General features: G+C 49.8%; 20 protein-coding genes, 1 tRNA gene and 2 pseudogenes. 17 read left to right on the top strand and 6 right to left on the bottom strand.

Annotation, left to right across the window (positions count from 1 at the left end; all coding sequences use genetic code 11):
* From QET93_RS01860 to QET93_RS01820, 9 genes are all read left to right on the top strand, one after another.
* On the top strand, positions 1-1,386 hold the full coding sequence (locus QET93_RS01860) for a GYF domain-containing protein (protein WP_322190071.1): 1,386 nt from the start codon (positions 1-3) through the stop codon (positions 1,384-1,386).
* Between the two features lie 527 nt (positions 1,387-1,913).
* Positions 1,914-2,348, top strand: coding sequence for a hypothetical protein (locus QET93_RS01855; protein WP_280133062.1), 435 nt, complete (start codon positions 1,914-1,916; stop codon positions 2,346-2,348).
* Positions 2,349-2,389: 41 nt separating this feature from the next.
* Positions 2,390-3,076 carry a hypothetical protein gene (locus QET93_RS01850; RefSeq protein ID WP_280133061.1) on the top strand — a complete coding sequence of 229 codons (687 nt, stop codon included), beginning with the start codon at positions 2,390-2,392 and terminating at the stop codon, positions 3,074-3,076.
* An 89-nt stretch (positions 3,077-3,165) separates the two neighbouring features.
* Positions 3,166-5,046 carry a dynamin family protein gene (locus QET93_RS01845; RefSeq protein ID WP_280133060.1) on the top strand — a complete coding sequence of 627 codons (1,881 nt, stop codon included), beginning with the start codon at positions 3,166-3,168 and terminating at the stop codon, positions 5,044-5,046.
* 19 nt (positions 5,047-5,065) lie between these two features.
* The gene (locus QET93_RS01840) at positions 5,066-6,697 is read left to right on the top strand and encodes a dynamin family protein (RefSeq protein ID WP_280133059.1); all 1,632 of its coding nucleotides are present in this window, start codon (positions 5,066-5,068) and stop codon (positions 6,695-6,697) included.
* On the top strand, positions 6,694-9,582 hold the full coding sequence (locus QET93_RS01835) for an Hsp70 family protein (RefSeq protein ID WP_322190070.1): 2,889 nt from the start codon (positions 6,694-6,696) through the stop codon (positions 9,580-9,582). Before QET93_RS01840 ends, QET93_RS01835 begins: the two co-directional genes overlap by 4 nt.
* Positions 9,583-9,611: 29 nt before the next feature.
* Positions 9,612-11,687, top strand: coding sequence for an Hsp70 family protein (locus QET93_RS01830; RefSeq protein ID WP_322190069.1), 2,076 nt, complete (start codon positions 9,612-9,614; stop codon positions 11,685-11,687).
* Between the two features lie 347 nt (positions 11,688-12,034).
* Positions 12,035-13,282 (top strand): hypothetical protein, encoded by a 1,248-nt coding sequence (locus QET93_RS01825; protein ID WP_280133057.1) that lies wholly within the window; start codon positions 12,035-12,037, stop codon positions 13,280-13,282.
* A 22-nt stretch (positions 13,283-13,304) separates the two neighbouring features.
* Complete coding sequence (locus QET93_RS01820) at positions 13,305-13,616, top strand: hypothetical protein (RefSeq protein WP_280133056.1); 312 nt, start codon at positions 13,305-13,307, stop codon at positions 13,614-13,616.
* A gap of 346 nt (positions 13,617-13,962) precedes the next feature.
* Here QET93_RS01820 and QET93_RS13210 read toward each other — a convergent pair whose 3' ends face one another.
* The gene (locus tag QET93_RS13210; protein WP_345786059.1) at positions 13,963-14,163 is read right to left on the bottom strand and encodes a type I restriction enzyme endonuclease domain-containing protein; all 201 of its coding nucleotides are present in this window, start codon (positions 14,161-14,163) and stop codon (positions 13,963-13,965) included.
* A gap of 23 nt (positions 14,164-14,186) precedes the next feature.
* On the opposite strand from QET93_RS13210, the pseudogene QET93_RS13205 reads away from it, so the two are divergent.
* Both QET93_RS13205 and QET93_RS01805 read left to right on the top strand, forming a co-directional pair.
* A pseudogene (locus QET93_RS13205) lies at positions 14,187-14,566 on the top strand (tyrosine-type recombinase/integrase); the annotation flags it as partial.
* 154 nt (positions 14,567-14,720) lie between these two features.
* Positions 14,721-15,710 (top strand): Fic family protein, encoded by a 990-nt coding sequence (locus QET93_RS01805; protein WP_280133053.1) that lies wholly within the window; start codon positions 14,721-14,723, stop codon positions 15,708-15,710.
* A 25-nt stretch (positions 15,711-15,735) separates the two neighbouring features.
* Here QET93_RS01805 and QET93_RS13200 read toward each other — a convergent pair.
* The 5 genes and pseudogenes from QET93_RS13200 to QET93_RS01785 form a co-directional block, all read right to left on the bottom strand.
* Positions 15,736-15,834: pseudogene (locus QET93_RS13200) on the bottom strand (type I restriction endonuclease subunit M); the annotation flags it as partial.
* A gap of 228 nt (positions 15,835-16,062) precedes the next feature.
* Positions 16,063-16,137: transfer RNA gene (locus QET93_RS01800), tRNA-Val, on the bottom strand.
* Positions 16,138-16,278: 141 nt separating this feature from the next.
* Complete coding sequence (gene asnS / locus QET93_RS01795; RefSeq protein ID WP_280126127.1) at positions 16,279-17,649, bottom strand: asparagine--tRNA ligase; 1,371 nt, start codon at positions 17,647-17,649, stop codon at positions 16,279-16,281.
* Between the two features lie 206 nt (positions 17,650-17,855).
* A complete protein-coding gene (gene trxA, locus QET93_RS01790) occupies positions 17,856-18,173 on the bottom strand; it encodes a thioredoxin (RefSeq protein ID WP_280133052.1) in 318 nt (105 codons plus the stop codon).
* Between the two features lie 35 nt (positions 18,174-18,208).
* Complete coding sequence (locus QET93_RS01785) at positions 18,209-18,715, bottom strand: hypothetical protein (RefSeq protein ID WP_280133051.1); 507 nt, start codon at positions 18,713-18,715, stop codon at positions 18,209-18,211.
* Between QET93_RS01785 and QET93_RS01780 the strand changes: the two genes are divergently transcribed.
* The 6 genes from QET93_RS01780 (at position 18,714) to QET93_RS01755 (ending at position 25,857) form a co-directional block, all read left to right on the top strand.
* Complete coding sequence (locus QET93_RS01780) at positions 18,714-18,917, top strand: hypothetical protein (protein WP_280133050.1); 204 nt, start codon at positions 18,714-18,716, stop codon at positions 18,915-18,917. The two genes, QET93_RS01785 and QET93_RS01780, sit on opposite strands and share 2 nt — an antisense overlap.
* 166 nt (positions 18,918-19,083) lie before the next feature.
* Positions 19,084-19,758 carry a hypothetical protein gene (locus QET93_RS01775; protein WP_280126131.1) on the top strand — a complete coding sequence of 225 codons (675 nt, stop codon included), beginning with the start codon at positions 19,084-19,086 and terminating at the stop codon, positions 19,756-19,758.
* A gap of 70 nt (positions 19,759-19,828) precedes the next feature.
* Positions 19,829-20,959, top strand: coding sequence for a hypothetical protein (locus tag QET93_RS01770; protein WP_322190066.1), 1,131 nt, complete (start codon positions 19,829-19,831; stop codon positions 20,957-20,959).
* A 15-nt stretch (positions 20,960-20,974) separates the two neighbouring features.
* Positions 20,975-22,336, top strand: coding sequence for a hypothetical protein (locus QET93_RS01765; RefSeq protein WP_280133048.1), 1,362 nt, complete (start codon positions 20,975-20,977; stop codon positions 22,334-22,336).
* A gap of 18 nt (positions 22,337-22,354) precedes the next feature.
* The gene (locus QET93_RS01760) at positions 22,355-23,584 is read left to right on the top strand and encodes a hypothetical protein (protein ID WP_280133047.1); all 1,230 of its coding nucleotides are present in this window, start codon (positions 22,355-22,357) and stop codon (positions 23,582-23,584) included.
* 47 nt (positions 23,585-23,631) lie between these two features.
* Complete coding sequence (locus QET93_RS01755) at positions 23,632-25,857, top strand: alpha-galactosidase (RefSeq protein ID WP_280133046.1); 2,226 nt, start codon at positions 23,632-23,634, stop codon at positions 25,855-25,857.
* Positions 25,858-25,922: the final 65 nt, after the last annotated feature.

Raw genomic sequence — 25,922 nt, 5'->3', positions numbered from 1 at the left:
ATGAAGTCTTATTTGATCAGACTACCGGATGGTGCCCAAATGGGGCCATTTCCGTGGGAGCAGATGCGTAAACTATATTCCTCCCACAGAATCAGCGAGAACGATCTCGTATGGACGGAGGGCATGACCTCCTGGCTTCCTCTTCGCGACATTCTGGAAAAGGAGAGTTCATCATTTTCCCAGCAGGCGGCTCCTCCTGATCCCATCCCTCCCAAAAAGGAAGAATCCTATTTTCTGTCATCGGGAGGTGAGAGCCGTAAAGGACCATATACATTAAAGGAAATAACCGCTTGGTATCACACAGGACAAATACCGGTCACCTCTTTTTTATGGAAGGATGGGATGCCGGAATGGGTCAAAGTGGGAGATTTTATCAGCAGCCATCAGGAAGGAAGTTCCTTCTGGGGATTAATTTTTGGGGCGCTGGCATTTCTGACCGGACTTTCGCCTATAGAAAAGTTCAGCTTGAAACACATATTCAAGAAAACGTTCCTCCGCAGAACGGAACAGGAAAGGATAGATTTTTTCGCGTCAGGCGGTTTGAGATCGACTCCTTCACTGGAAGAAATATCTACGGATTGGCCGGCTCCGTGGGTTTTCATTCGTGTTCTTGGCCTCTCCTTGCTGATGTGCATCGGATTTCTAATCCTGATGGCTGTATTTGGAGACCGGGCCATGAACGCTGTGCCTGGATTGCTGTTTGCCATAAGTTTTGCAGTTCCCTTTTCTGTTCTTACCTTGTTTGCGGAATTTAATGTCAGAAGGAACATTTCCTGGTACTCGATTATCGTCATGCTGTTGGGCGGAGGCACCTTGTCTTTGATTGTTACATTTATGCTGAACGACCTTTCCAATAATCCAAGAGAGGCCTACTGGGCTGGTCCTATTGAAGAGACTGCAAAGCTTGCCGCCGCTATTTTCTTTGCCCGCAAGTTCTTTCTGAATGGGCAAATTCTGAACGGGATGTTGTGTGGAGCAGCAGTAGGCGCCGGCTTCGCTATTTTTGAAACAGCAGGCTATATCATCAATTCTGAATATATCAGTCCTGGTACAAATCCATTGGATATTGCGGTCCTACGAGGGATACTTTCGCCTTTCGCACATATTCCCTGGTCGGCAATCATGGCAGGGGCATTCTGGCTTGCTATTCAGAAAAAACGACAAAATGGTACTCCCGCTATTCTGCAACTCTCCTTTTGGAGGATTGCCGTTATCCCTATAGGACTTCACATGTTCTGGAACAGCCCTTTGCTGACGAAATCCGATTTACAGGGATTGCACAAATGGGGTATATGCGCCGTCATTTGTTGGGGTATGATCTTTCTGCTTGTTAATGAAGGATTAATTCAAATCAGAAGAGCGAAAAAACAAAAGATAGATCTCTAAAACATTACCGGACATGGAATACTCCGATCACAACCTGCCTTATGTTTCTACTCGAACAGATTCGGAACCAGGAATTCATTTTTTGTCTGAGATTTACAACTCTGCTGCTCTTCCTTTTGATTCCTGGTTTGTTCCCGTGCTTTCCTTTTGGACCGGCCTGCTCATTGGGCTGAACAGTGGGAAAACGACAGTGCTTTTAATCAGTATTTGATTTGTTATTCCTCATGAAATTGACCGTTTGCAGACAATTCCTAATCAAGTTACTAGCCTTTCAGTCAAAAATTCTGTTGGCAGGGGGAAGCTGGTTGGACCAATTACGTTCAAGGATTGAGCGTTCTTTGGAAGACCAAAAAGCGGCCTCCATGATACCCAAGCGCCTATCGTCTTCCGTTAGTGACATCTTGAACCGGTATTCTCCCGAAGAACCGCTTTCAACAAACCGGAAAGAAAATACGTCTGATGAAAATCCTTTGGTACTAAAGCCTTTTTCGGGGCCTGATTCATCCTGTCCTGAGTGGAAGCAATTTTTGAATCGCGTGGAAGAACAGGCTGATTTTTGGAAGACCCCGAATCTGGCAGAACTGATGAAGGAAAGGACATCCTCCCTGCAGGCTTTCCGAGATGCCGGTACATCCCCCGGAAAAATCCGCTGGGCTTGCGAAGCTGTCGATTTTTACGATGAGTTGGCATCCGTGAAGGAAATCGCCCTTGAAGAAGACCTTCCCGGTCTCGACTCCCTGGGGAATGAGCTGGAAAGAGTGTTTCGGGGCATGGGCGTGGAAATACTCCGTTCATCTTCGTGGAATCCGGAAATGCAGCGGGCTATCGCTGTGGAAAAAACGCTGGAGACTCATACTGCTCCTGTAGTCAAGGAACAGGGGGCATCGGGCGTCCGTGTAGATGGAAGGCTGGTTCGCAAGCAGGAGGTCGTTCTCCAAACATCCATGAAAACCGGCAAGTAATCAATTTATTTCATAACCAACAACAAACCATACATCCAAACATGAATGATTATATCATAGGAACTCCGGATTTGCAGGCAGATGCCTGGCAATTCCAGACTCAACCGGACAGCTGCGCTGTCGTCGCCGAAATGAGTCTCATCAACCAATTCGGCTACGGACTCGACCAGGATCAGGCCTGTTATATTTCTTTCTCAAATGGCTGGTATCAGCCGGGAGCCGGCACATCTCTCTCCGATATCGGGAACATGATGGACATGTATCATATCCCCAATCACTCCGTTCAGAACGCTACTTTAGGGGATTTGGCCAGGGAACTGCAGGCGGGGCATGGAATTATCGTCGGGATCGACTCGGATCAGCTCTGGGATCAAGGACCCCTGAACGATTTGAAGATAGCCTTATGCAAGGGATTGGGGCTGGACAGCTCCCAGTTCATGCCGGCAGACCATGCCGTTGTCGTTACCGGTATCGATGCCAGTGATCCCAATAATCCCATGGTCATTCTGAATGATTCGGGGTCTCCCGACGGGCAGGCCATCCACTATCCTCTGGACAAGTTTATGGATGCCTGGGAAAATAGTGATTTAGTTACACGGCCACGGATATTCCGCTGCCGGATGGGAGTTTCATGGGATCCCTTCAGAGTGTCGACTTCGCCCCCTGGATCAGTGCGGGGGCCGGCATTGGCGCCTTTGCTGCAACGGGTGATCCCACCCTTGCCATGACTGTTGCGGAAGGAGCCTATGAGCTGGTGGACTCCCTGTTCAATGACTCCGATATGATGAGAACCGTATAACCCGACCAACACGAGACCATGAATTCCAATTCTTCAGCATCTTCCGTCAATTTAAAGGAATTGACGACCAACCTTGCCTCCCTTGCCCAGATGGAAAGCGAGGTCTTCGCCTCATCCCCCGATCAAGGGTTTCTGGACAATCTCAAACTCTGGCGGGCAGGTTTGTTCCGCATTGTCGTCATGGGAGAAATAAAACAGGGCAAGTCGTCCTTTATCAACGCTCTTCTGGGCGTCAAAGACCTTGTTCCCGTCAATTCGGATGTCGCTACCTCGACAATTTTCAAAATACGCTACGGCAAGGAAAAACGCTACCGTGTCTTCTTCACCAGACAGAGCGGCAAGCCGGAGCAGATCATTGACGAGAAAGAACTCCACACCTACGGAACGGAAGCCGGAAATCCCGACAACAGCCTCCAGGTGGATTTTATCGAAGTATGCGTGCCGTCCCCCCTGCTGGGGTCCGGCATCGTTATTGTCGATACTCCGGGATTGGGAGGCCTGTTCAAAAAACACAAGGAAATAACGTATCAATACGCCCCGAAAGCGGATGCCGTCTTCTTTGTTACTGACAGCATAGGATCTCCCCTGGGACTTCAGGAAATCGTTTTCCTAAAGGAACTGAGAACCATCACTGACAATATCTATTTTGTGCAGACCAAGGCCGATGCGGCGGATACGCAAATGCGCCAGGCACGCATGCAAAACAACGTAGATATCCTAGTCCGCCAAGTGGGATTCAAACGGGAAGAGATCAGATATTTCATTGTAGATTCCCCTCTCAAACTGGAAGCGGACGATGCAAAAGACCACGAGGATCTTACAGACAGCGGTTTTCCTCCTTTGATGTCCTTCATCCAGAATTCCCTGCGCAAGAATCAACGCCGGCTCATTGCCGGCCGGGCCATGCTTCAGACTCTGCCGAAGCTGGAGAGAGTCAGGACGGAATTGGCGGCACGAGATGCGCTTCTCAACGCCGAAACGGAAGAACAGCAAAAACAGTTGGGGGAACAACTTCAAAAAGCCCAGTCCGATTTCAAGAGATGGAATACCGAAGAGAAACCGCGTCTGCTCTCCGGCCTCAATAAATCCATAGGGAACCTTCGGCTGGACGCCATGGAAAATATACGCAAGTGCCAGCCGGGCGGGGAGATTCAAATGGAATTCGAGAACCTGATCAACCAAGCTCAGGATGCGGATCACTTGGGGAACGTCCTCTCGGAGATTTCATCAAAGTTACCTGAATTCGTTTCAAAAGTAACCATGGAGACCGGACGGATGATTCAGGAAAGAGCGGAAAAGGAATTCTCCCGGATTGCAGGACATGACACGCTGGAACTTTCCACGGAAGTAAGCCATGGACACGTCTCCACATTAAACCGGGTTGCTCTCAATCGTCAGATTGAACACCTCCGGCAGGGAGGTTCCTTGTTTGATGACGCAAGAACGGCTCTTTACGGTGGCGGTGCAGGTATAGCTATCGCTTCCGTAGCTGGGGGAATCATCGGTTCCATCATCCCTGTTGTCGGTACGATTATCGGTAGTGGCATAGGAATGGCCATTGCCGGATGGTTCGGATCTTCCACAGCTTATAAAATCAAGAAGGAACAGGAACTCCGAGCCAATAAGCAACAAGCCTCCAACGGAATTTCCCAGGCTCTTTCCTCCGCCTATTCCCAGGCGCAGTCTTCCATAGAACGCATTTTACAGGACATTCAGCATACTGCCGGCAACGCGATCCAGACATGGGTGTCTGAAACGCAAAACGGCTTTGAAAGGCAGATTGCGGAACTGGCCGAACGGAAAAATATGACAACCCAGGAATTGATGAAAAAACGTTCGGAATTGGCTCGCTGGAAGTCCGCCCTTCAACAGATTGAACGGAATCTTCCTATCACATGATCCCTGGCCCGCCGGAACCATGAGAGACTCCTGGGACAGTAAGCGCCTGCAGGAACGTTTCCAAGCGTTCCTGCTGCAAATGGCGGCATTCTTTGAGAAGTACCCGGCTTTACACGAAGAAGCCCGTGCGTTGCATCACATCGCCGACGCCGCCTGCCGACCGTTCAGCGTCGCCGTGTTTGGCAGGGTTAAGGCCGGGAAAAGTTCCCTGGTCAACGCCTTGATCGGTAAAGAACTGGCCATCATGGGATCGGAAGAAGCAACGGCAACCATCAACCGCATTTCCCATGCCAGCCGGGAAATGAATCAATACTTCACCGTTCATTGGAAGGATGCCCCTGCGGAGTCCTTCCCTCTGGAAAAACTCCATACCGACTGGACCGGGAAGGATGACCGGGTGATCGACCGGGTAAGGAGAACTTCATTCCTTGAATTATTCTCGGATGCCGAAGCGTTGAAACATACCCGCATCATCGATACGCCGGGCACGGGGAGCGCGAATGACGACCATGAAAAAGTGGCTCAGAACTTTCTGGATGCCGAAAAGTCCAGCATTGCAGAGGGAGAAAAGGCCGATGCCCTGATTTACGTCTTCGGTTACCTGGGGAAGGAGGCGGATGAACAATCCCTGCAGACTTTCAGGAAAGGCTGTCTGCCAGGATCCTCCCCCTATAACAGCGTGGGAGTATTCCACCTCTGGGATAATACCTACTGGGACAACGGAGGAGATATGAGCGATATAGAAAGGAAAGCAGAGCAGCTGAAGAACCATATGCGGGATGTGGTTGCCGATATCATTCCCGTCAGCGCTCCATTGGCCTTGGCTGCCCAACTGGCTCCCGACGGCTTTTTCGATCGTCTGCAATCGGTTATTCTCTCCCTTTCGGAAGAAGAACTTCTGGCGGCTCTCAAAAGAGATACCCGCTGGGACAGAGAGGAAGAACAAGCCTCTATCCGGAGCATGTGTCCCTGGCTGCCGTGGCCGAGTTTCCGGGTGCTTGTCCGGCACATGTTCCGCATGGGAAACTCCGAAGCGGTTCGGCACAAGAAAGCCCTTCGGGAACTGAGCGGAATAGACAGATTACTGAGTTTTCTGGAAGAAAAATTCTTCAGGCGGGGTGCCATCATCAAACAAAGACAAAGCCGGGCCAAAGCCCGCCATACGATAGAACATGCTTACTGGACCTTGGAAGGAGTTCAAGAGAGACTGGAACAGGAGCAGGAACACTGGAGCATTCTGGAAATGGCAGTGGAAGCCCCTTCGACCAAATTGTGGGTTTATGAGAAAAAAGCGGAGGGGAAACAGGAACTGGCTGTACTGCTCCAACATTGGGAAGAGGCGGATCGTTTCCGCATCATTGAGGAAGAACTCCTTGCCGAGCTCGATCATGATGTAGAAATCCTGGATTCCCTCGACAAGTCTCTGGCATTCCTTCCTCCGGATGCACGGCAGTATATCCGGCTGCTTCTTGAAGGTTCTCTTGATTCCTCCAACTGGGATCAAGAGAGAGCTGATGACTTTCGCAAAACCTACACTCTCGTATGTGAAGCCGTTACCGGAGCTCCGGACAGAGAAACGCGAACAACAGCCGAACATATACGGCATCGAATGGAAAGTATCCAATCCCCTTTTAATGAAAAAAGATCATGAAATCCATCTGCATAGGTATTGATTTTGGAACAACAAATACACTTGTTTCATACATTGAAGACAAGAGCAAATTTCCGGTGCTGAGCCGTTTGGGACGGAGCAGCGACAGCATGCCTACGACCATCCACATCGATTCCGGAGGAAGTCCCTGTTTCGGAGACGATGCAAATGATTATTGCGAATATGATTCATCCGGCTATGTGAGAGGGTTCAAACTGTGGCTCGGTGGAACTAGGACACTGAAACGGGAAAATTCGGAAAAGGAATATTCCGCTGTCGAACTGACCATGGAATTCCTGAAGCATATTCGTGAAAAATGCGAACAGGAATCCCTTCAAGGCCATTATCACCTGGACCGGGCAGTCATCACCATTCCCGTCAGTTTCAGCCCGGCTCGCAAAGCGGATCTGAAGAAGGCGGCACAAAAAGCGGGATTTCAGGAGGTGATTCTCGTGCCGGAGCCGGAAGCTGCAGGAAAAGCCTTTTGCACATTGTGTCCGGAAGAAGCCTTTAAGGGTTCGGCTTTAATTGTGGACTGGGGAGGAGGCACCCTCGATTTAAGCCTGGTCCAGCGTACTGAAGAAGGCTTCAAGGTTCAAAAAGCCTACAGCCGGGGAGACGAAACCATGGGAGGGGAAGTATTGGACACGATCATGTGGAATCATGTAGCCAACAGATTAAAACTGAAATTCGGAATTGATTTAGGGAAGGAACCTGTTGCCAAACGGTATGCTTTACGGAAAAGAATCAGACAAGCGAAGGAAAAACTCTCTTTATTAAATGATTATACATTGCTGCTTCCTCTGCAGGAGGGACTTCAACGCATTTCCATATTCCGGCAGGAATGGGAAGAGGTCATTGGTTCTCAACTTGGAAAAGTTGTTCAAATGGTCGAAGATATTCTAGCTCGGCTGGCTGCCGACCATCAGCCACCCCCCAATATTATTCTTCTGGTGGGAGGAAGCAGCAAGACACCCCGGCTCAGGGAACTGTTGGAGCAAAGGACAAGTATCCCCTGCAAATTCTGGGACAAAGGCATGGAAGCCGTCGGACTGGGAGCAGCACTTTTCGATATTCAACAAAGGGAAAGTTCCCAGATTCCGGGAAATGATCTGTCCGGCATGGGAGATGATTCCTCTTCCTCAAAAAGACAACCTCATAAATTGAATGTCGAGGCTTGGGAAATGCTTTCCGGGTGTGTAAAGACTGTTGATATTCAAGGGAATCAATTTGATGTGCGCATTCCGTCTGGAGTTGCTGCCGGGACAAGATTGCGCCTCCCTGCCTCTAAAACCAAGGGGCTAGGAGATATTGAATTGGAGCTTGTTTTACAGGATTCTGGAGACGCAAAAGAAAAACCTTTGTATATAGAGGGGCTGGAATATCTGCACGGGATTAACGGCCATCGAATCGATTACCGGGAAGCCGCTAATTATTTTACAAGAGGATATGAGCAGGGAGATTTGAATGCCGCTTACATGCTATGCGAGTGCTATCGGGAGGGATTTGGGGTTCCGCGAGATCCAAGCTTTGCCTTCAAGCTCGCCGAGTTTCTGATTGAACGCGGCTACTTCCCGGCCTATTACCATTTGTCAGAAGCGTGGAGGACAGGAAAAGGCGTTCCCATGGATCAGCAAAAAGTAAAAGATTTTTCTGATAAGCTTAAAAGAACCTGTTCTCAGCCTGTTGCAGGCATTGATGAGATTTTGCGCTACGATTCATTGATGAAAAATGAATTATCGAAGGAAAAGCCTGACACTCGGGAACTGGAACGCCTCGCCAGACTTAATTTCAAGATCTCAAATCTGCCTACGCGTTTTGGTTTCCTTGTAGCTGCCTTGTTGTCAAAGGATGTCGAAGAGAGTCCGTCTGCCAGAGAAGAAATTCGCAAGTTATTGGATGAAGGTTGTAAACAGGGGGATCTCTTCTCTTTTCTTTTTAAGGGAGGTTTATTGTGCGGAGAAGATCATTCCATTTTTGCACCAGACAAAGACAAAGGAATCAGTTTGCTAAGGAAGGCTGCAAGTTATGGAGAGCCGGCAGCGTTGTTTCTGTATTCCGAAGAACTGGACAACGAATCACAAAGCAAACAAGTATTGAACAGGTTCTGGAATGTTTGCAGACTGGGAGCATCTTGTATACCAGGAGACAAAGAGTTGAATTGTGCGATCAGACTTGAACCAAGTCCTTTTGCATGCGTATGGAATGTCTATGAAAGAAGCATTGCGATGCCTCTGCTGGCACAGGAACGATTGGAGCAGCTTGTAACCCAGTTCCCTCCTCAACTGGTTCTCAAAAATGAAAATTCCCATACTTTACATAACATTAAAATCAGGATTTGTTGCGGTGACAAACAGTTGGACAGAACAATAGAGATACCCTCCTCTTTGTCTTCGGATGATGAGCTGAAGATTAATCCTCTGGATTACGATTTAGAATTGGGCGAAGACTTATACGTCGAAGTATATTCGGGAGCCCGCTGTTCAAGAATGGATCTTAGGAATATAATCAAAATAAGCGATTTCATGCGTGGCTCTCCTCCGCTTGCCATGTGGTGGGAAGAAGGATTCTTTGACGGTTTTATTCTCAGACTCGCGTGCAGGGATGGAAGTATCAGCAATGTCATCGTCCGCAAAGAAGGAGGAGCTAGTACAAGTCCTATATATTTGAATACCAATCAAGAGCCTCCTTCTATAGGATGGGTGGAATTTAGCGATGATGCAAGCTTGAGTGAAAATGAAATGTTCTGGATAGAATCGGCTGAATATCCTCCTATCCTGGGACGTATTTTAACGACACCTGATGATTCTGGAAGCTCAGACTGGGAAACTGCCGCTAAAATAGTGGGTGGCGGTCTTCTGGGGATTCTTGCTGCCGGTTCCTGATTTTTATTATGTCATCAAGTATAATACCAATGAAATCCGCCAGTATAGGAATCGACTTTGGCACAACGAATACTCTTATCGCGTATACATGGGGTAACAGCAAACAACCCGAACTAAGCCGCCTTGGTCAGGGAAATGACAATATGCCGACAACCATTTATGTTTCTTCCGATGGGCATTATTGTTTCGGAGACGCTGCGGATGATTGTTGCGTATCAGATCCATCCGGCTATGCGAGAGCTTTCAAATTGTGGCTCGGTGGAACTAGGACATTGAAACCGAAAAATTCGGAAAAGGAATATTCCGCTGTCGAACTGACCATGGAATTCCTGAAGCATATTCGTGAAAAATGCGAACAGGAATCCCTTCAAGGCCATTATCACCTGGACCGGGCAGTCATCACCATTCCCGTCAGTTTCAGCCCGGCTCGCAAAGCGGATCTGAAGAAGGCGGCACAAAAAGCGGGATTTCAGGAGGTGATTCTCGTGCCGGAGCCGGAAGCTGCAGGAAAAGCCTTTTGCACATTGTGTCCGGAAGAAGCCTTTAAGGGTTCGGCTTTAATTGTGGACTGGGGTGGAGGCACCCTCGATTTAAGCCTGGTCCAGCGCACTGAAGAAGGCTTCAAGGTTCAAAAAGCCTACAGCCGGGGAGACGAAACCATGGGAGGGGAAGTATTGGACACGATCATGTGGAATCATGTAGCCAATAGATTAAAACAGGAAGCTGGCTTTGATCTGGAACAGAAGGACCCCGTACCGGAACGGTATGCTTTACGGAAAAGAATCAGACAAGCCAAGGAAATGCTTTCCCAGGTCAATGAATATTCCTTGATTCTTTCCACTGCCCGGGGAATACAACGCCTGCAAATACTTCGTACGGAATGGGAAGAGGTCATTGTACCCCTACTTGAAAAAGTTGTTCGAATGGTCGAAGATATTCTGGATCAACTTGTTTCTACTAATCAATCATCCCCCGACATCATTCTTCTGGTGGGAGGAAGCAGCAAGACACCCCGGCTCAGGGAACTGTTGGAGAAAAGGACAAGTATCCCCTGCAAATTCTGGGACAAAGGCATGGAAGCTGTTGCTAAGGGGGCGGTATTGTATGCCAATGAACTTTTTCCTCCCTCAGCTGCTCCTACCCAAACGGAAAACCGTGACACTGCATCTGAACCATGCACTCCCGAAGAAGAGCCTATTTATCGAATCCGTATTTCGAGAATCGAAGCTAATCTGGGTGTCAAAAAAACATTGAAACTGGGAGAGGAGACTATCGCCGTCAACATCCCTTCCGGTGTCCGGGAAAGGCAAAATGTCACCATTCCATCCCTTGTCAGAGAGGGCACAACATACCGTGGCGTCATCATTCTGCAGGACGATCCTTTTTTGCAGGAACATGCGGAACAAGGAAACAGAACAGATCAATATCTTTTGGGAATGAGTTATTACCGTGGTGTGGGAGTTTCAAAATCCATCAAAAAAGGTATCACATGGCTTGAGAGAGCTGCGGGACAAGGTTCTGGAGACGCACAATTCATGATGGGAAGGATTTGTTTTAACGGAGAAGGAATGAAGGCTCCTGATTTAGAGAAAGGATTAATATGGTTTAAGCTGGCACTCACTAATAGTCACCCTGAAGCTCAAAAATGGATAGATAAGTGCCAACGACTCCTGAATTCTTCAGATAAGAAGGAAGCTATCGTAGTAACTCCATATGTTCATTATTCCTACTTAATGGATCATAAGCCCTTTACTTTGTATGTGATTGGAGAAAGATACAGTGTATTCCTCTCTGACGTAGGCGAACAGGTACTTTCCAAGCTCTACAAGGGAAGAACTGATGTAGTCGTAAGGATTAAAAAAACCTATGATGAAAAAGAATGTTTACCTTATTATAAACAAAAAAATTTTCAACCGAGTGAACCGAGTCCTGGAGACAACTGCAAAAACAATAAAGATTCTTGCTTTTGGCTTGCACTAAAAGGAGTCATTACTTGTTTTTCCATTATCCTATGTATTAGTTTCATAATTAATCATGGAGCTCGTGGGCTTGTTAGTATTTTCGCCCTTACTGGATTTCTGGGATGGCTGTGGAAGGGTAAATAATCTCCCCGCAAACGCTCTTTTCTTGCCATAGACATAAAACGGGAGCTTTTTCTCATAAAAATATCGTCTAAAAGAAATTTTAGGTGATAATCAGGACATTTTCATGGCTTGAGGAAATTGTATGACACAAATCAATCCTCATGCTCTTTTTCCAAAAATTTCTTTTAGCTCAACGGTCGCCAGCGCTACCACTTTCTGAAAGTGCCGGATGAACCTTTGTTTTTAGAATCTCGGGTATTTTTTTGCTCGGGCAGGGTGATGTAATTTCGACGGAAATGTCTCATGACGAATGACCTGCTGAAATATTCCTATTTGATCTTGCCGCAGGAAGACATTAGCATTGAGTCATGAAAGAAGTTGTTTCTAAAGTCCCGGATGCCAAAGAGTTGATTGATGTTTTGGGCAATGAGAAAAAATTTATGTTTGGACTGGTCACAATCAAGCCTGTGGAAAAGTATAAAAGTGTGATGGCTGAACCACGGAGCATACTGGAGGATCCCTGTGCTATTTGCGAGGTTGTGATAGTCGCAGGCCCCAATACGTCCCGTTGTGAACGGTATGCAGTTGCCTGGGCTGATATTGAGACGGAAGAAAAACTGGGAAGTGTGTTTCATAATATCCAGTTTAGAGCTTATCCGTTTGACAATGAATCATGCGAAAGGCGCCAATACTATAAGGAGATCCTTTCTTTGCCGCTTCTTCTTATTTGTCCTTACGTCAATTCAAAGTTTGCCGCCCAGCTTGCTGCCCAAAAGGTCAGTGTTGTCGATTGTTGTGGAAATGGAGCTATCGTTCACGACGGTCTTTTTATCTCCCACACAGGAGAGTTTTCTGCAGACTACAAAGACAGAAGGAGCAACAATCCGTATGTGGGGATTTCTTCCTTGGTTGCCAGAAGTTTCATCGACAATCCCTTATGGAAGTCGCAAAAAATGCTCACCAAGTATATCCGATTTTGCGGGCATGATATTTCCCTGTCTCAGGTTTCCAAGACGATTCATCGTCTTTACGGAGATTTGATGCTGGCAGGTGAACGGAGGAATGTCTGTGCATTGAATCGCAAATCCCTGTTAAATAAGCTTCGGGACAATTTTACTCCGCCTAAGGTGGAGAAGTACTATGCATTCAGGATCACCCACGAATTTTCCATGGCCAAGGTAAGCGCCTATCTGAATCAGTTGGAGAAGATTCAATGGTATGTACATCCCAAATGCGCATTAAGAAGCATGGTTGGACAAGGCGGTGAGCCGGTAACAGTCTTGCGCATCAATCGGGAAATTAGAGGCCTTCCCGGTTTGACCCCATGTTTGCCTGGAGAAGATGCCGAGGTCATTGTTGAAGTAGTTTTCGATGATCCTTTGGTCTATTACAACGTCGAACAGGCACCTAACATCAGACTGCCTTCCCTGCTGGCGGCCTACCTGGAATATCACCCTACCACAACGCTGGAACGGCATGTTTTGGAATTGGCCGAACAAAGGATTTTGAAGCAGGCAGCTCAAAGTTACATGAATTTTTTAAGAGAGGACGAGATTCAATACCTGAGAAATGCCTGGATATCTTCAGATGCGCAAGAAGAGGCTAATCTTCTCTGAAGTTCTAATCTCCTAATCGAATATGAAAATCATAGAAGGTACTTTTGTCTCTGCCGAGGACATCATTACAGAGTTAAGACGCATTCGAGAATGCCTGGATGTTCTTCTTACCCGGGAGACAGCTAAATCGGGTTCCGTTGTCTGGGCAAGCCAGGCGACTCTTGCCAGGCGTTATGATACCAGTAAATCGACCATTTGCAGGTTACTGGCAGAAGCCGTGAGTTCAGGTCATGTCAGGATGATTCGCCCGCATGGCAGCGTCCGGAAGTATCATGTTGCCGAATTTGACGCTTTCATGGTGTCTATTTCGATTGCCTCCTGTAAAAGCATTTAAGCTGGAATCAGGGGAATGAATATTTGAAAGGGATTCCGGAAGTAGAGACAGTGAGAGGATTGTCCCGTTAAGTCCCTCTTGGAATTACTTTGTTTATGATTTATCATCAATGACAGCCGGATCACCACTTCTGCCTCTGAGCTGATTGGATGCACAATGTTTTGCACAAGGAATCTATGGGGGTGTCTGCTCAGGCATTCCCGCCGATGCGGATCGCAATAAACCACACGGACGCAGCCTGGAAGAGAAAAAAATCCGAAAGGCGGGGATATTCTGCTCCGGGAGATACTCGGAATAGGCAGATGCGGATTCCATTTTCCATCCCTGGTTGAATGCCTCGCCATGATCAACTGTTGACCCCGTATTGTTCCGGATCTTCCGCCGCTTTGAGGGCTCCCTCATCCTCGGAAGAATCATTCAAATAACTCTTTTTTCTGACATCCATGATGTTGTCTGCCCACAGCTCACACTGGCTCATGACGGTTTGAAGAGCCTCCGGCACATCATCAGGCGGGTAGTTGTACTTCTTCAAAAGGCGTTTGATCATGATGCGCATTTTTGCCAGCGCCTGAGACTTTGGAAACCATGCGTGGCAACTGTGAAACATTGAGATCTCTCTCCTTGATCGATCTTCTGGCATCCACGGGAATGCCCGTGGGGGGAACTGATACTGCTTGACCGTAAAGACATCAATTTTGAAGAACGGGAAGACGGCAATCATGTCCTGTTTCTCTCTCAAAGCTCCTTATGAACGTTTGAAAATCGACGGCGTGGAATCCCGTCTTCGGGAATTGGGGTACCCCCTGGAATTGCCGCGGGTACACCCCCACAAATTCCGCAGAACGCTCGCCACCGTGGCGATTGACAAGGGAATGCCCGTGAAACAATTGCAGCGTCTTCTGAGGCACCAGAGAATAGACACAACCCTCCAATACGTCGTGGTCAAGTAGAGCAATGTTAAACTTGCCCATCGCAAGTTCCTGGGGTAGGGTGCTTCAGGGCGGGATAGCCTTCTACAAGGCCGCCCAATCGGCGCTATATCGGCCCGCTGCTTTTTTCGTTTCCATTTCCGGCATGAATTGATAACAACGCAATCTTTCCTTGATGTACCAGCCACCATTCAGCATATCATCCGCCACCGTCAACCTGATTGCGGAAATAGCCGCTCTGGTGGAACGGTATGCTATCCGGCTGGAGCAGAGCGGCGGTCTCCGCCTGCGCAAAGCCAGCCGCATCAAGACCATCCACAGTTCGTTAGCCCTGGAAGGCAACCAGCTGTCGGAACATGAGGTGCGTGACGTACTCCAAGGGAAAACAGTCGTGGCTCCGCTCCGAGAAATCCAGGAGGTAAGAAATGCCATCAAGACCTATGAACTGTATCCCTCCCTAGATGCCTTTTCCCTGGCTGATCTGCTCAAAGCCCATGGAGTAATGATGAGCTCTCTGACGGATGACGCCGGAAGTTTCAGGCGGGGAGGCGTAGGCGTCTTTGCCGGAACGCACATGGTACATATGGCCCCGCCCGCCGACCGTGTTCCCGGTCTCATGAACGACCTGTTTGAATGGCTGCGCCGAGCTGAAGACCATCTGCTGATACGTAGCTGCGTTTTTCATTACGAATTTGAATTCATCCATCCCTTCAGCGACGGCAATGGCAGAATCGGCAGACTCTGGCAATCCCTGATCCTGGGGAAACTGCACCCGGCCTTTGAACATCTCCCCGTAGAAAACATGGTTTATGCCAACCAGCAAGCCTACTATGAAGCCATTAGCGCCAGCTCTGCTCGGGCGGATTGCACCCCTTTCGTAGAATTCATGCTCCGGGAAATCCTCAGCACGCTCAAACGATGCCGAAACCCGCATGAAAATGTCGGTATAAATGACGGAACAAATGTCGGTATAAATCTTACAACTACGCAACAACACATCCTGGAACTCATCAGGAGGCAGCCTCGGCTCAGCGTGCGGGAAATGGCAAAACGGCTGGAACTCTCCCAGCGCCAGGCGGAAAGAGTCGTGGCTTCCCTCAGGGAGAAAAACATCATCAGGCGCGTCGGTGCCAACAAATCAGGATATTGGGAAGTTTTAGATTAAAGAAAGGTTAGTATGAAAGAGTGGACTTATGATAATCTGCGGCGGGGATGTGCCCCCACAGTTCACAGACGGCGTCCCATATTTGTTTTTCACAGCCAATGTTGGCGTTATTCTTTTCAGCCATTGCAGTTGTGGTTTTACAAAGAGGAAGTTTAGGGAGGATGATGGAACGCATCAAGATCAGACCATGGAGCTGATCATAAAGGAAACTCCCGCCAATTTTCAGAATCATCTTGGACAACTTCAAACAGGTGTGAATCAGAAAAAACAAGGTGCTAGTATGGGTGCTAGTTGAGCAATTTCGAGAAAGAAAAACGCCTCGAAATACTTGATTACGAGGCGTTTATGAAAATGGTACGCGGTACTGGTTTCGAACCAGTGACCCCATCCGTGTGAAGGATGTGCTCTACCACTGAGCTAACCGCGCGTTTTTTATGTGGGAGGATTAGTAGTGAATCGGCAGACAATTGGCAAGGAAAATTTACATATCCGGCCAGAACACGGAAATAAACCTCCCGTATTTCTGGCTTCCGGGAAAGCACAAGAATACGGGAGGAAATGAAATGGATTAGAATTCGCAGTTACGGGGCGTTCTGGCATAGGGCAACACGTCTCGGATGTTGCCAACTCCTGTCACAAACATGAGAAGACGCTCGAAGCCAGCCCCAAACCCGGCATGAGGAACACTGCCAAAACGTCGGAGATCTATGTACCACCAGTAGGCTTCTTCACTAAGCCCCATACTCTTCATATTTTCAAGCAAGACATCAAGACGCTCTTCACGCTGGCTCCCGCCGACGATTTCACCGATGCCGGGAACAAGAACGTCCATAGCCGTCACGGTTTTCCCATCATCGTTGAGGCGCATGTAAAAAGGTTTGATGGCCTTGGGATAGTTGTAGACGATAACCGGGCTCTTGAAGTGTTCTTCGGTAAGATAGCGTTCGTGCTCGCTCTGAAGATTGATGCCCCAGGAAACGGGGTAATCGAATTGTTTGCCACTCTTGGCCAAAATGTCCACGGCTTCCGTATAGGAACAGCGGACGAAGGGGCTGTCAAGCACATGCCGGAGACGCTCCAAAAGAGTTTTATCGATGAATTTATTGAAAAACTCCATGTCCTCCCGGTTATTCTCCAACATGTCGCGAACAAGAAATTTCACGAAGTCTTCGGCTAGATCCATATCGCCGTGAAGATCACAGAAAGCAACTTCCGGCTCAATCATCCAGAATTCCGCAGCATGACGAGTGGTATTGGAATTTTCAGCACGGAAAGTGGGTCCAAAGGTATAGACGCGTCCCAGAGCACAGGCAAAGGTTTCCGCTTCCAGCTGACCGCTCACAGTGAGATAGGCAGCTTTGCCGAAGAAATCGTTTTCGAAGTCAGCAGCTTTATCCTTGTGAGGATCCAAGGTAGTAACGCGAAACATTTCTCCGGCACCTTCGCAGTCACTGGCAGTAATGATCGGAGTATGGACCCAGACAAAGTCACGCTCTCCGAAGAAACGATGGACAGCCGTAGCCAATTTGCTGCGGGTTCGCAAGACGGCTCCGTACAGGTTGGTGCGCGGCCTCAAATGCGAAATGGACCGCAGAAACTCCGGAGAATGTCCTTTTTTCTGCAATGGGTAGCTTTCCGGTGCCTCTCCAAGGAGGCGGATGGAGGTGGCCCGAAGTTCCCATTTCTGCTTCCCGGGGCTTGCGACAAGGTCTCCGTCAATGCTAACGGAAGAACCCGTAGCCATGTGACCAATCGTCTCATAACCGGGAATGCCGGCATCAGCCACGACCTGAAGAGAGGAGAGGCATGAACCATCGTTGATTTCCAGGAAGGAAAAACCCTTGGAATCGCGCCGGGTACGTACCCAGCCTTCAATTAAAATTCCAGAGCGCTCGGCATCACTATCCAGCGCATGTTTGACAAGCGTTCTCACGTTCATGTCCATGGAATATGACGGATAGGTCCAAATGTCAAAAAGGATACATCAGCAGGGCTGATTTTCCTATTTTCCTCTTCCGCCGACAGGGAGCACTGCGCACTAATCCCAGAGTGAATTCCTCAGACATTCCGGTGAAAACAACAAACCCGCCCGGTTTGAAACCAACAGGGCGGGTTTGTGTGTCAGTAATAATAAATGTCTGTGCTTTAAATAAGCGCGTTTAACTTTTGCATGATGGCATCCTTGGACGTAGCCCCAACGATCGTATCCACAACCTGACCATCTCTGATGAAGACCAGAGTTGGAATGGAACGGACGTTATAGGCGGAAGCAAGGCCGTTGTTACTGTCAACGTCCACTTTGCCAACCTTTGCCTTACCGGCAAATTCCGTAGCAATTTGCTCAACAATGGGGCCGATCATGCGGCAGGGGCCGCACCATGTTGCCCAAAAATCTACAAGTACGGGAACCGGAGATTCGAGTACTTCCGTCTGAAAGTTTGATTCAGTTAATGTAAGTGCCATGATTGCTGTTAAGACTCATGTATTGTTCCATTCGTTCATTCAGACATGGTATCCGCAGATGCAGAATCACCGAACATGCCGGGTTCCACGCGGTTTTCCAGACCATCTGTCTGGATCTGAATGAAGAGGAATGCGATAGCGGCCACAAGCGAAGCAATGGAGAGACCGAGCAGGAGGCCGGTGCCGGTTTCCTCCTCTTCGTCAGCCACATTTTTGACGGAAGCCTGGACGGAGGAAATAGGAGCGGCGGCCGACATGGGACGCGTCGGTGTCAGGGCGATTGTCGCTTTAGGCAACTGAGCCGTCGGTTGACCGGAAGCAAGAGGCCCGGAAGGAGCACCTGCCTTTAAAGCAACGGGAGCACCGGTTCCGGCAAGAGCAATCGTCTTCAATCCTCCGCCAAGGGGAGCAGCGCTACCCAGACCGGCAGGACGAAGCGGTACTGCGCCGTCAGCAACCGGAGCAGCAGGTGCCACGGGAGGTACAGGAGCGCCAGGAGCAGGAGGAGCCGGCGCGGCAGCACCGGGCACTTGCGGGGGCATGGGAGCACCGGGAGCCGGCGGAGGTACAGGAGCACCGGGAACACCAGGACGAGGCGGCATCGGAGCAGCAGCCGCGGAAGGCGGCGGCACGGGAGCCGGCGGAACTCCTGGAACAGACGGCCTCGGGGGCATAGCAGGGGCACCACCGGGGATGGGAGGAGGCGGAGGATTACTCATAGGTGTGTGGACTGGTTTGTGTTGACTATGATTTCTCCCCTATCATCCCTTGAGATGCAAGAAAAGAATCATGTTCGTGGAAAATTTATGCAATTTTTTTCGCATTCTACCCGTATATGAGGGTGTTGTACACGTTGAAAACTTGCAGGTAGCCTCATTTTCTGTACGATGGAAGTACTATTTGCCTCTCCATGAAGCCACTGACAAAACTCGCAGAAACAATTCTTCCGTCCGGAATCTCTTTGGAACTCTGGGAACGCGACAATTCCTATTTCCTCCTTGCCGACGGCATTCAAATGGCTTCCAGCTTTTCCCACGGTGGGGACGATGCTATCGCTACCATTGCGGCAGCACCCATTAAACGTGCCAACCAACCGACTATTCTGATTGATGGTCTGGGCCTCGGTTTCCTTCTCAAAGGAGCCATGGAGCAAATTAACAAGGAAAAAGCCAGTTTTATTGTCGCGGAACCCTGCTCCGATCTTGTCGAGTGGCATGAAAAACTGCTGGGCAACCTCCACCCCGGCATGCTACACGATCCACGCGTCACGATCGAATCCCATTCTGCACTTCAGGTCGCCAGAAAAACATCCAAGGCATACCATGCTATTCTGATGCGCTCAACCCATTCCCGCAATCAGCTTACAATTGCAGAGGCGACCGACTACAACGCTGCCCTGAAACAGGGAGGCATGCTGGTCATCCTCCTATCCCGTCCGGATAAACGATTGGAACGCACGCTGCAAAAAGCCGGTTTCGACGTCTCTTTCGACACAGTCCCCACTTCTCACAAAGGCAAGCAGACCTCATTCCAGACCGTCGTGCTCGCCCGCAAGGGACGCTTCGTTCCCTTTTCACAACGTTAAACACCATCGTTTCCACCCCATGATTCAATCCCGATTTATCCTTACAGCTGTTTTAGCGGGCATGTCATCCATGCCTCTATTCGCCGACTCTATCGCCCAAGGTATTCTCCTACCTAAAAAGGAAATGCACGCTATTTCCTTTGCTCCCAAAAACGTTGCCGATATTTTCATTATTGATGTTCTTCCTCAAGGGGCCAAGGTCAAGCAAGGTCAGGCCATTGCTTCCTCTGACTTCAGGAGTCTGGATCGTCTGATCGAAGATATGGACCGTTATGTCAAAGCTCGCAATCTGGATGTGCTGAAGCTTCGTTTCGAACTCGAACAGGAAAAAGCCACAGCCAATCAAAAGAACAAGGAAGCCACCTTGTCTCTCCAGCGTGCCCAGGAAGACTTGAAAGATTTTCAGGAAAAACGCAAAGCTCGCATGCTTGCCGAAGAGGAAGAACGCGTCAATAAAGCTCTTCGCCAGCTTTCCTACAAGCAGGAAGAACTCAACCAGCTTGTCAAAATGTACAAGGAAGACCAGGTAGCTGAAGAAACGGAGGAAATCATCCTTACCCGGCTTAAAAATGAATTGAGTGAATCCGACTTCGCCGTTCAAGGAGCCAAGCTTACCTCAGAACTTGCTAAACTTCGCACGATCAATCGTTACGGAGAAGACCTCCAGAAAAACATCGATCAGTGGGATCTTGAAGCAAAAAGTGTCGCGGCCAAATACAAGTTCAGTGTCGAGCAAAAACAACTTGCCCTCACTGATGCGGAAGTGGCCCTCAAACGCGCACAGGATCGCCTGAATGATTTGCAGAAGGATCGAGCCATGGCTCAATTCCAATCTCCTGCCGACGGTATCCTGCTTTACGGAGGGTATGTCGGGGATAAATGGGTTGCTAATTCCGTAGCCCTGAAACTCCGCCCCGGAGGCAAGTTAGAGCCATTCGACAAAATTGCAACGATCGTTCCCCCGGATAGCGAGTTGATCATCCAAGCCGTTCTGCCCGATTCCACCCCGACGCCGAAGGTCGGCGATCAGGTTATTGTCAAGATCACTAACAAGCAGCTTCCCGGTACCGTCACCGTCGCAGATCCTATTCCCGATGCCGACGGCAAGCGCCGCATCATCATCACTCCCCAGGCGCCTGCGGCCGAAATATTCGCTCCGGGGTTGCCCGTCCAGGTGATCATCAAGGATCAACAAGCCTAAACTCCCACCGGCAGCATGCGTACAGGATCTCTGTTCCTTGCCGGTATTGCAGCCGGTTTATTGTCCCTCTGTTCTTCCGCCGAAACCGTTGTCCGGACACAAACCGTTACAGTGACGGGAGAGGAGAATCCCCAGGAATCTCCCTCCCCGGAGCAACAGGAAAAAGCAATTTCTGCCGAGAAACACGACAACATTCACATCGCCAAAGTCCCGGACGTCCCTCCGCCTTCCCGCGAAGCCTTGGAGGCGTCTTTCCGTAAAGCAGCCTCTTTCCTCCTGCCCCGGCAAAACAAAGACGGATCATGGGGCGATCACACAGGTACCAAAGGCCTCAATGTCCTTTGCCCCTATCCCCAAGGCCCCCGATCGTTCCGCCTGGCATCCACAGCTCTTTGCATCGTAGGGCTGACTGCTTCCCCCTTGCATGACGATCCCGCCATACAAAATGCCGTAGACAAGGCTCTTAATGTCCTCATCCGCGAATTGCCCAAGCTCAAGCGAGGCGACACCATCACTCTGCTCTCTACCTGGGCGCACGCCTATGGCCTGGAAGCCTACTGCTCTGCAGCCAAAAGACTCCCTAAAGATTCACCTCGCTTTCAGGAACTCAAGGAGGCTGCAGCCAAGGCTATTCATGCCACCGACTTGTTAAGCGATGAAGCGTACGGAGGATGGGGGTACTATACCTTCGATGTGTTTTCCCAGAAAACCATCGGTATGCCGACATCTTTCCTGACATCGACCGTCTTGCTTGCTTACAAGGACGCCAAAGACATCTTCGGGCTGGATTCCGACCCGAATGTTCTGAAACGCGCCGTTAAACTGCTCAAAGCCTTGCGTACTCCCGCCGGGACTTTTGTGTATTCCCGGGATCACATGTACTATGGGACCGCGCCCATTAACCGGCACACGGGCAGCCTCGCACGCAATCCGGCCGGAGACATGGCCATCATGAGCTTCGATCCCGGTTTCGTTACGCTGACCCAGTTGGAAGACAATGTCGAACGTCTCTGGAGTCGTGACGGCTGGCTGTACATGGCACTCAAAAAGCCTGTCCCCCACGAAAGTTTCGCCCAAAACGCAGGATACTTTTTCTACTACGGTTATTATTACGCAGCCCGTACTTTCGACTGGCTCCCCAAGGAACATCTGCCAAGACATGCCGCCCAACTCTCGGAAGATATCCTTCACCTTCAGGAAAAAGACGGCTGCTGGTGGGATTACCCTCTGTATAATTATCACAAATTCTACGGGACGGGATATGCTCTGTATTCCATGTCCCGGGTTTGGGACGTTTTACAGGGTAGTACCATCCCGTTCACCGTAGAATCGCCCCACGCCGCCGGTACCACGGTTTCCTCAAGCCCGGCATCATGAGATTGAGTTCTGCCGGCCATGAAGCACATATTCCCCATTCTTCTTTGTTCTACCCTTCTCCCGGCCTGGGGCGAAGAAGGGGGTATACCGCCACAAACAAGTCTTCCTCCGGCGCGGGAAAAGGCGGATTCCATCCCCATCCCCAAATTGCCAGACACAGCGCCCCCTACTTTGGAGGCTCTGGACAAAGCCCTTGCCCGCGGCGTTCAATTCCTATTGACCCATCAGAATAAGGACGGATCATGGGGCGACCACACCGGTACGAAGGGAATCAACATTTTTTGCCCGTATCCGTCAGGCCCCCTAGCTTTCCGAAGCGGTACGACAGGTCTCTGTATCATCGGCCTTAATGCTTCCCCTCAACGAGATACACCCGAGGTTCAGGCAGCGTTGGAAAAAGCGACGCAGTTCATGTTTTCCCGGCTGCCGAAACTGAAACGCGGCGATACACAGAGCGTTTACGATGTCTGGGGGCATGCCTACACATTGGAAGCCGCCTGTTCCTTGGCAACACGATTGCCCCAAGATTCCCACCGCTTTGCCGAACTCCGCGAATTTGCCAGAGAACGCATCCGCATGCTGGATGCCTTAGCCGATATCAACGGGGGCTGGGGCTATCTGACATTCAAGGTATTTACCGAACGCCCCGCCGGTTCCCCCACCTCCTTTCTGACGGCAACCGTCTTCATGGCCTACAAGGATGCGGAAGATATTTTCGGTCTCAAACCTAATCAGAAAGTATTCCGCCGCTGCTTCAATACTCTGAAATCCATGCGGACACCCAACGGCACTTACGTTTATTCGCGAGAACACATCAAATTCGCAACAACTCCGATTAACCGCCACACAGGCAGTCTCGCCCGTACGCCTGCCGGAGATCTTGCCCTGATGCGTTATGAGCCTTCTCTGATCTCCAGACGGCAACTTGAAGACGGGCTGGACCGTCTTTGGAGCCGTTCCGGGTGGCTTAGCATGGCCCTTAAAAAGCCAATGCCCCATGAGAGTTTTGCTCAAAATTCGGGTTATTTCTATTTTTACGGATATTATTACGCAGCCAAATGTCTTGATTTCGTACCGCATGAAAAATTAGTGAGACATGCCGCGTATGTTTCCAAGGGCGTACTTCCCCTCCAGGAAAAAGACGGTTCCTGGTGGGATTACCCCCTGTACAACTATCACAAATTCTACGGAACAGGATATGCTCTTTATGCGTTATCACGCGTTCGAGCCGCCATCGCTGCAGATTAACAAACAACCAGTCGATTGCCAAACTTCCATCACCACAATAACGTCGCATGAAAATCACATTTGCCCCTCATTCCCCACTACTCATTTCGGCGGCCCTCGCCGGATTATGCCTGAACATGGATGCCGTTGCCGAACAAATGCCCTTCCACCTCCTCTCTAAGGATTCCCAAATGACATTCACTGTCAATGGGAACAAAGTCAACCGCGCCTATTACGGTTCACGGCTTGCCCATCCGGAAGACATCCTTCATGCAGATTCTCCCTCTTCCACCTTGCTCTACCCCACGCGAATGGATGCCATGGGACCTTGGGAAAACGGCTCCGGAGAGCTGGACATTTCCATCACACAGGGAGACGGAACCAATTCCCTCGATCTCGTGTACGATTCCCTGCAGGTATCCAAACCCACACCAGGACAGGAGCTGGCCATCATCCGTCTCAAGGATTCCCACTACCCCGTCCAGGTTCAGGTTTACGTTCTGGCCAACTACGACTCGAATGTCTTCGAACAATGGGTAGAAATCACCAATAACGGTCAGGAAGCCATTACGATCGATCAGGGGGCTACCGGTCATTTGCACGTTAAAGCAGACAAATATTTTGTCACCTCATTCCGCGGAACTTGGGGAGGAGAGTCCCTGATGCGGGAAGAGGAAGTCCAGAAAGGCAACTGCCTCACCATGATTTCCGATGTCGGTGCCCGTACCGCCCAGGAAGGCACGCCCGGATTCGTTTTATCCCTTGGTCAACCGGCACGGGAAGACGACGGTGAAGTATATATGGGAGCGTTGGCTTGGTCCGGCAACTACAAGCTTAGTTTCAAATACTCGCCGTACGGACGGATGTTCGCTTCCTTCGGGACGGACATGCAGGATGCCCCCTATCGCTTGGAAGCAGGCAAGAGTCTGACCCTCCCCCGCCTCATTCTGACTCACAGCCAGCAAGGCAAAGGGGAAGCCTCTCGCCAAATCCATCGCTGGGCACGCGAAAGCGGTATCCGCGGAGGCGACCAGGAACGCATGACTCTCCTCAACTCCTGGGAAGGAGCCTATTTCAACTTTGACGAGCCTCTTCTGCAAACGATGATGGAACGGGCCGCCGGCATGGGAGTGGAACTGTTCGTGCTGGATGACGGCTGGTTCGCCAACAAGTACCCCCGTAACAACGACAAAGCGGGACTCGGCGATTGGAAGGTCAATGAAAAGAAACTTCCCAACGGCCTGCCCGGCCTGACCAAATCCGCTAAGGACCGCAACATTAAATTCGGTCTCTGGGTAGAGATGGAAATGGTCAATCCCAAATCGGAACTCTTTGAACAACATCCTGACTGGGTCATCCAACTCCCTCACCGCGACAAACGCCTGGAACGTAATCAGTTGATCCTGGATCTTTCCAACCCTGACGTCCAGCAGTATATCATCGACAGCATGGATGACATCCTCTCCAAGAATCCCGAAATTGTTTACATCAAGTGGGACTGCAATCGCAAGATTGCCGATCCCGGTTCCCCGTACCTCTCCGCCGCCAACCAGAAAAACCTGTTTATCGATTACGTCAACGGCTACTACAAGGTATTGGACGCCATTACTAAAAAACATCCCGAAGTCATTTTCCAGGCCTGTGCTTCCGGCGGTGGACGGGCGGACTATGGCGCCATGAAATATCATCACGAATTCTGGGTATCCGATAACACGGATCCCTATGAACGCGTCCTGATGCAGTGGGGTATCGGCCACCTCTTCCCGGCCATGGCCATGGCTTCCCACGTTACGGTTTCACCGAACCACCAAACCGGCAGGCAAACACCTCTCAAATTCCGTTTTGATGTTGCAACAACCGGCAGACTTGGCTTCGAACTTCGCCCCCAGGATATGAATCCTCAGGAAACCGAGTTTGCCAAAAAAGCTTTGGAAACGTACAAGCGCATCCGTCCTACCGTTCAATTAGGAGATCTCTATCGTCTACGCTCACCCTATGAGAGTAACGAAGCTTCGCTAATGTACGTCCTCAATGGCAAAGACGGCAAACAAAAGGCTATCGTCTTCGCCTGCCTCATGGATAAGACGCTCGCCTACAAAACCACCCCCATTAAACTCAAAGGGTTAAGAGCCGACAAACGCTACCGCATCCATGAACTCAACGTCGATCAATCCGGCAACCGTACATCACTGGACAACAAGGAACTAGGAGGTGATTACCTCATGGACAACGGTGTCCATTTCAACTTCGGCAAACCTCTCCAATCCGCTATTCTGGAATTGGAAGAGATTTGATTCCGTTTATTCGCGTTACCGCGATACATCCGGCTTCTCCTGCATTGCCCCGGACATCCATCCAG

The sequence above is a fragment of the Akkermansia sp. N21116 genome (genome assembly GCF_029854705.2).
Lineage (GTDB): Bacteria > Verrucomicrobiota > Verrucomicrobiia > Verrucomicrobiales > Akkermansiaceae > Akkermansia.
Note: the sequence above shows the minus strand (reverse complement) of the source record. Positions and strands in the feature narration are given on the sequence as shown.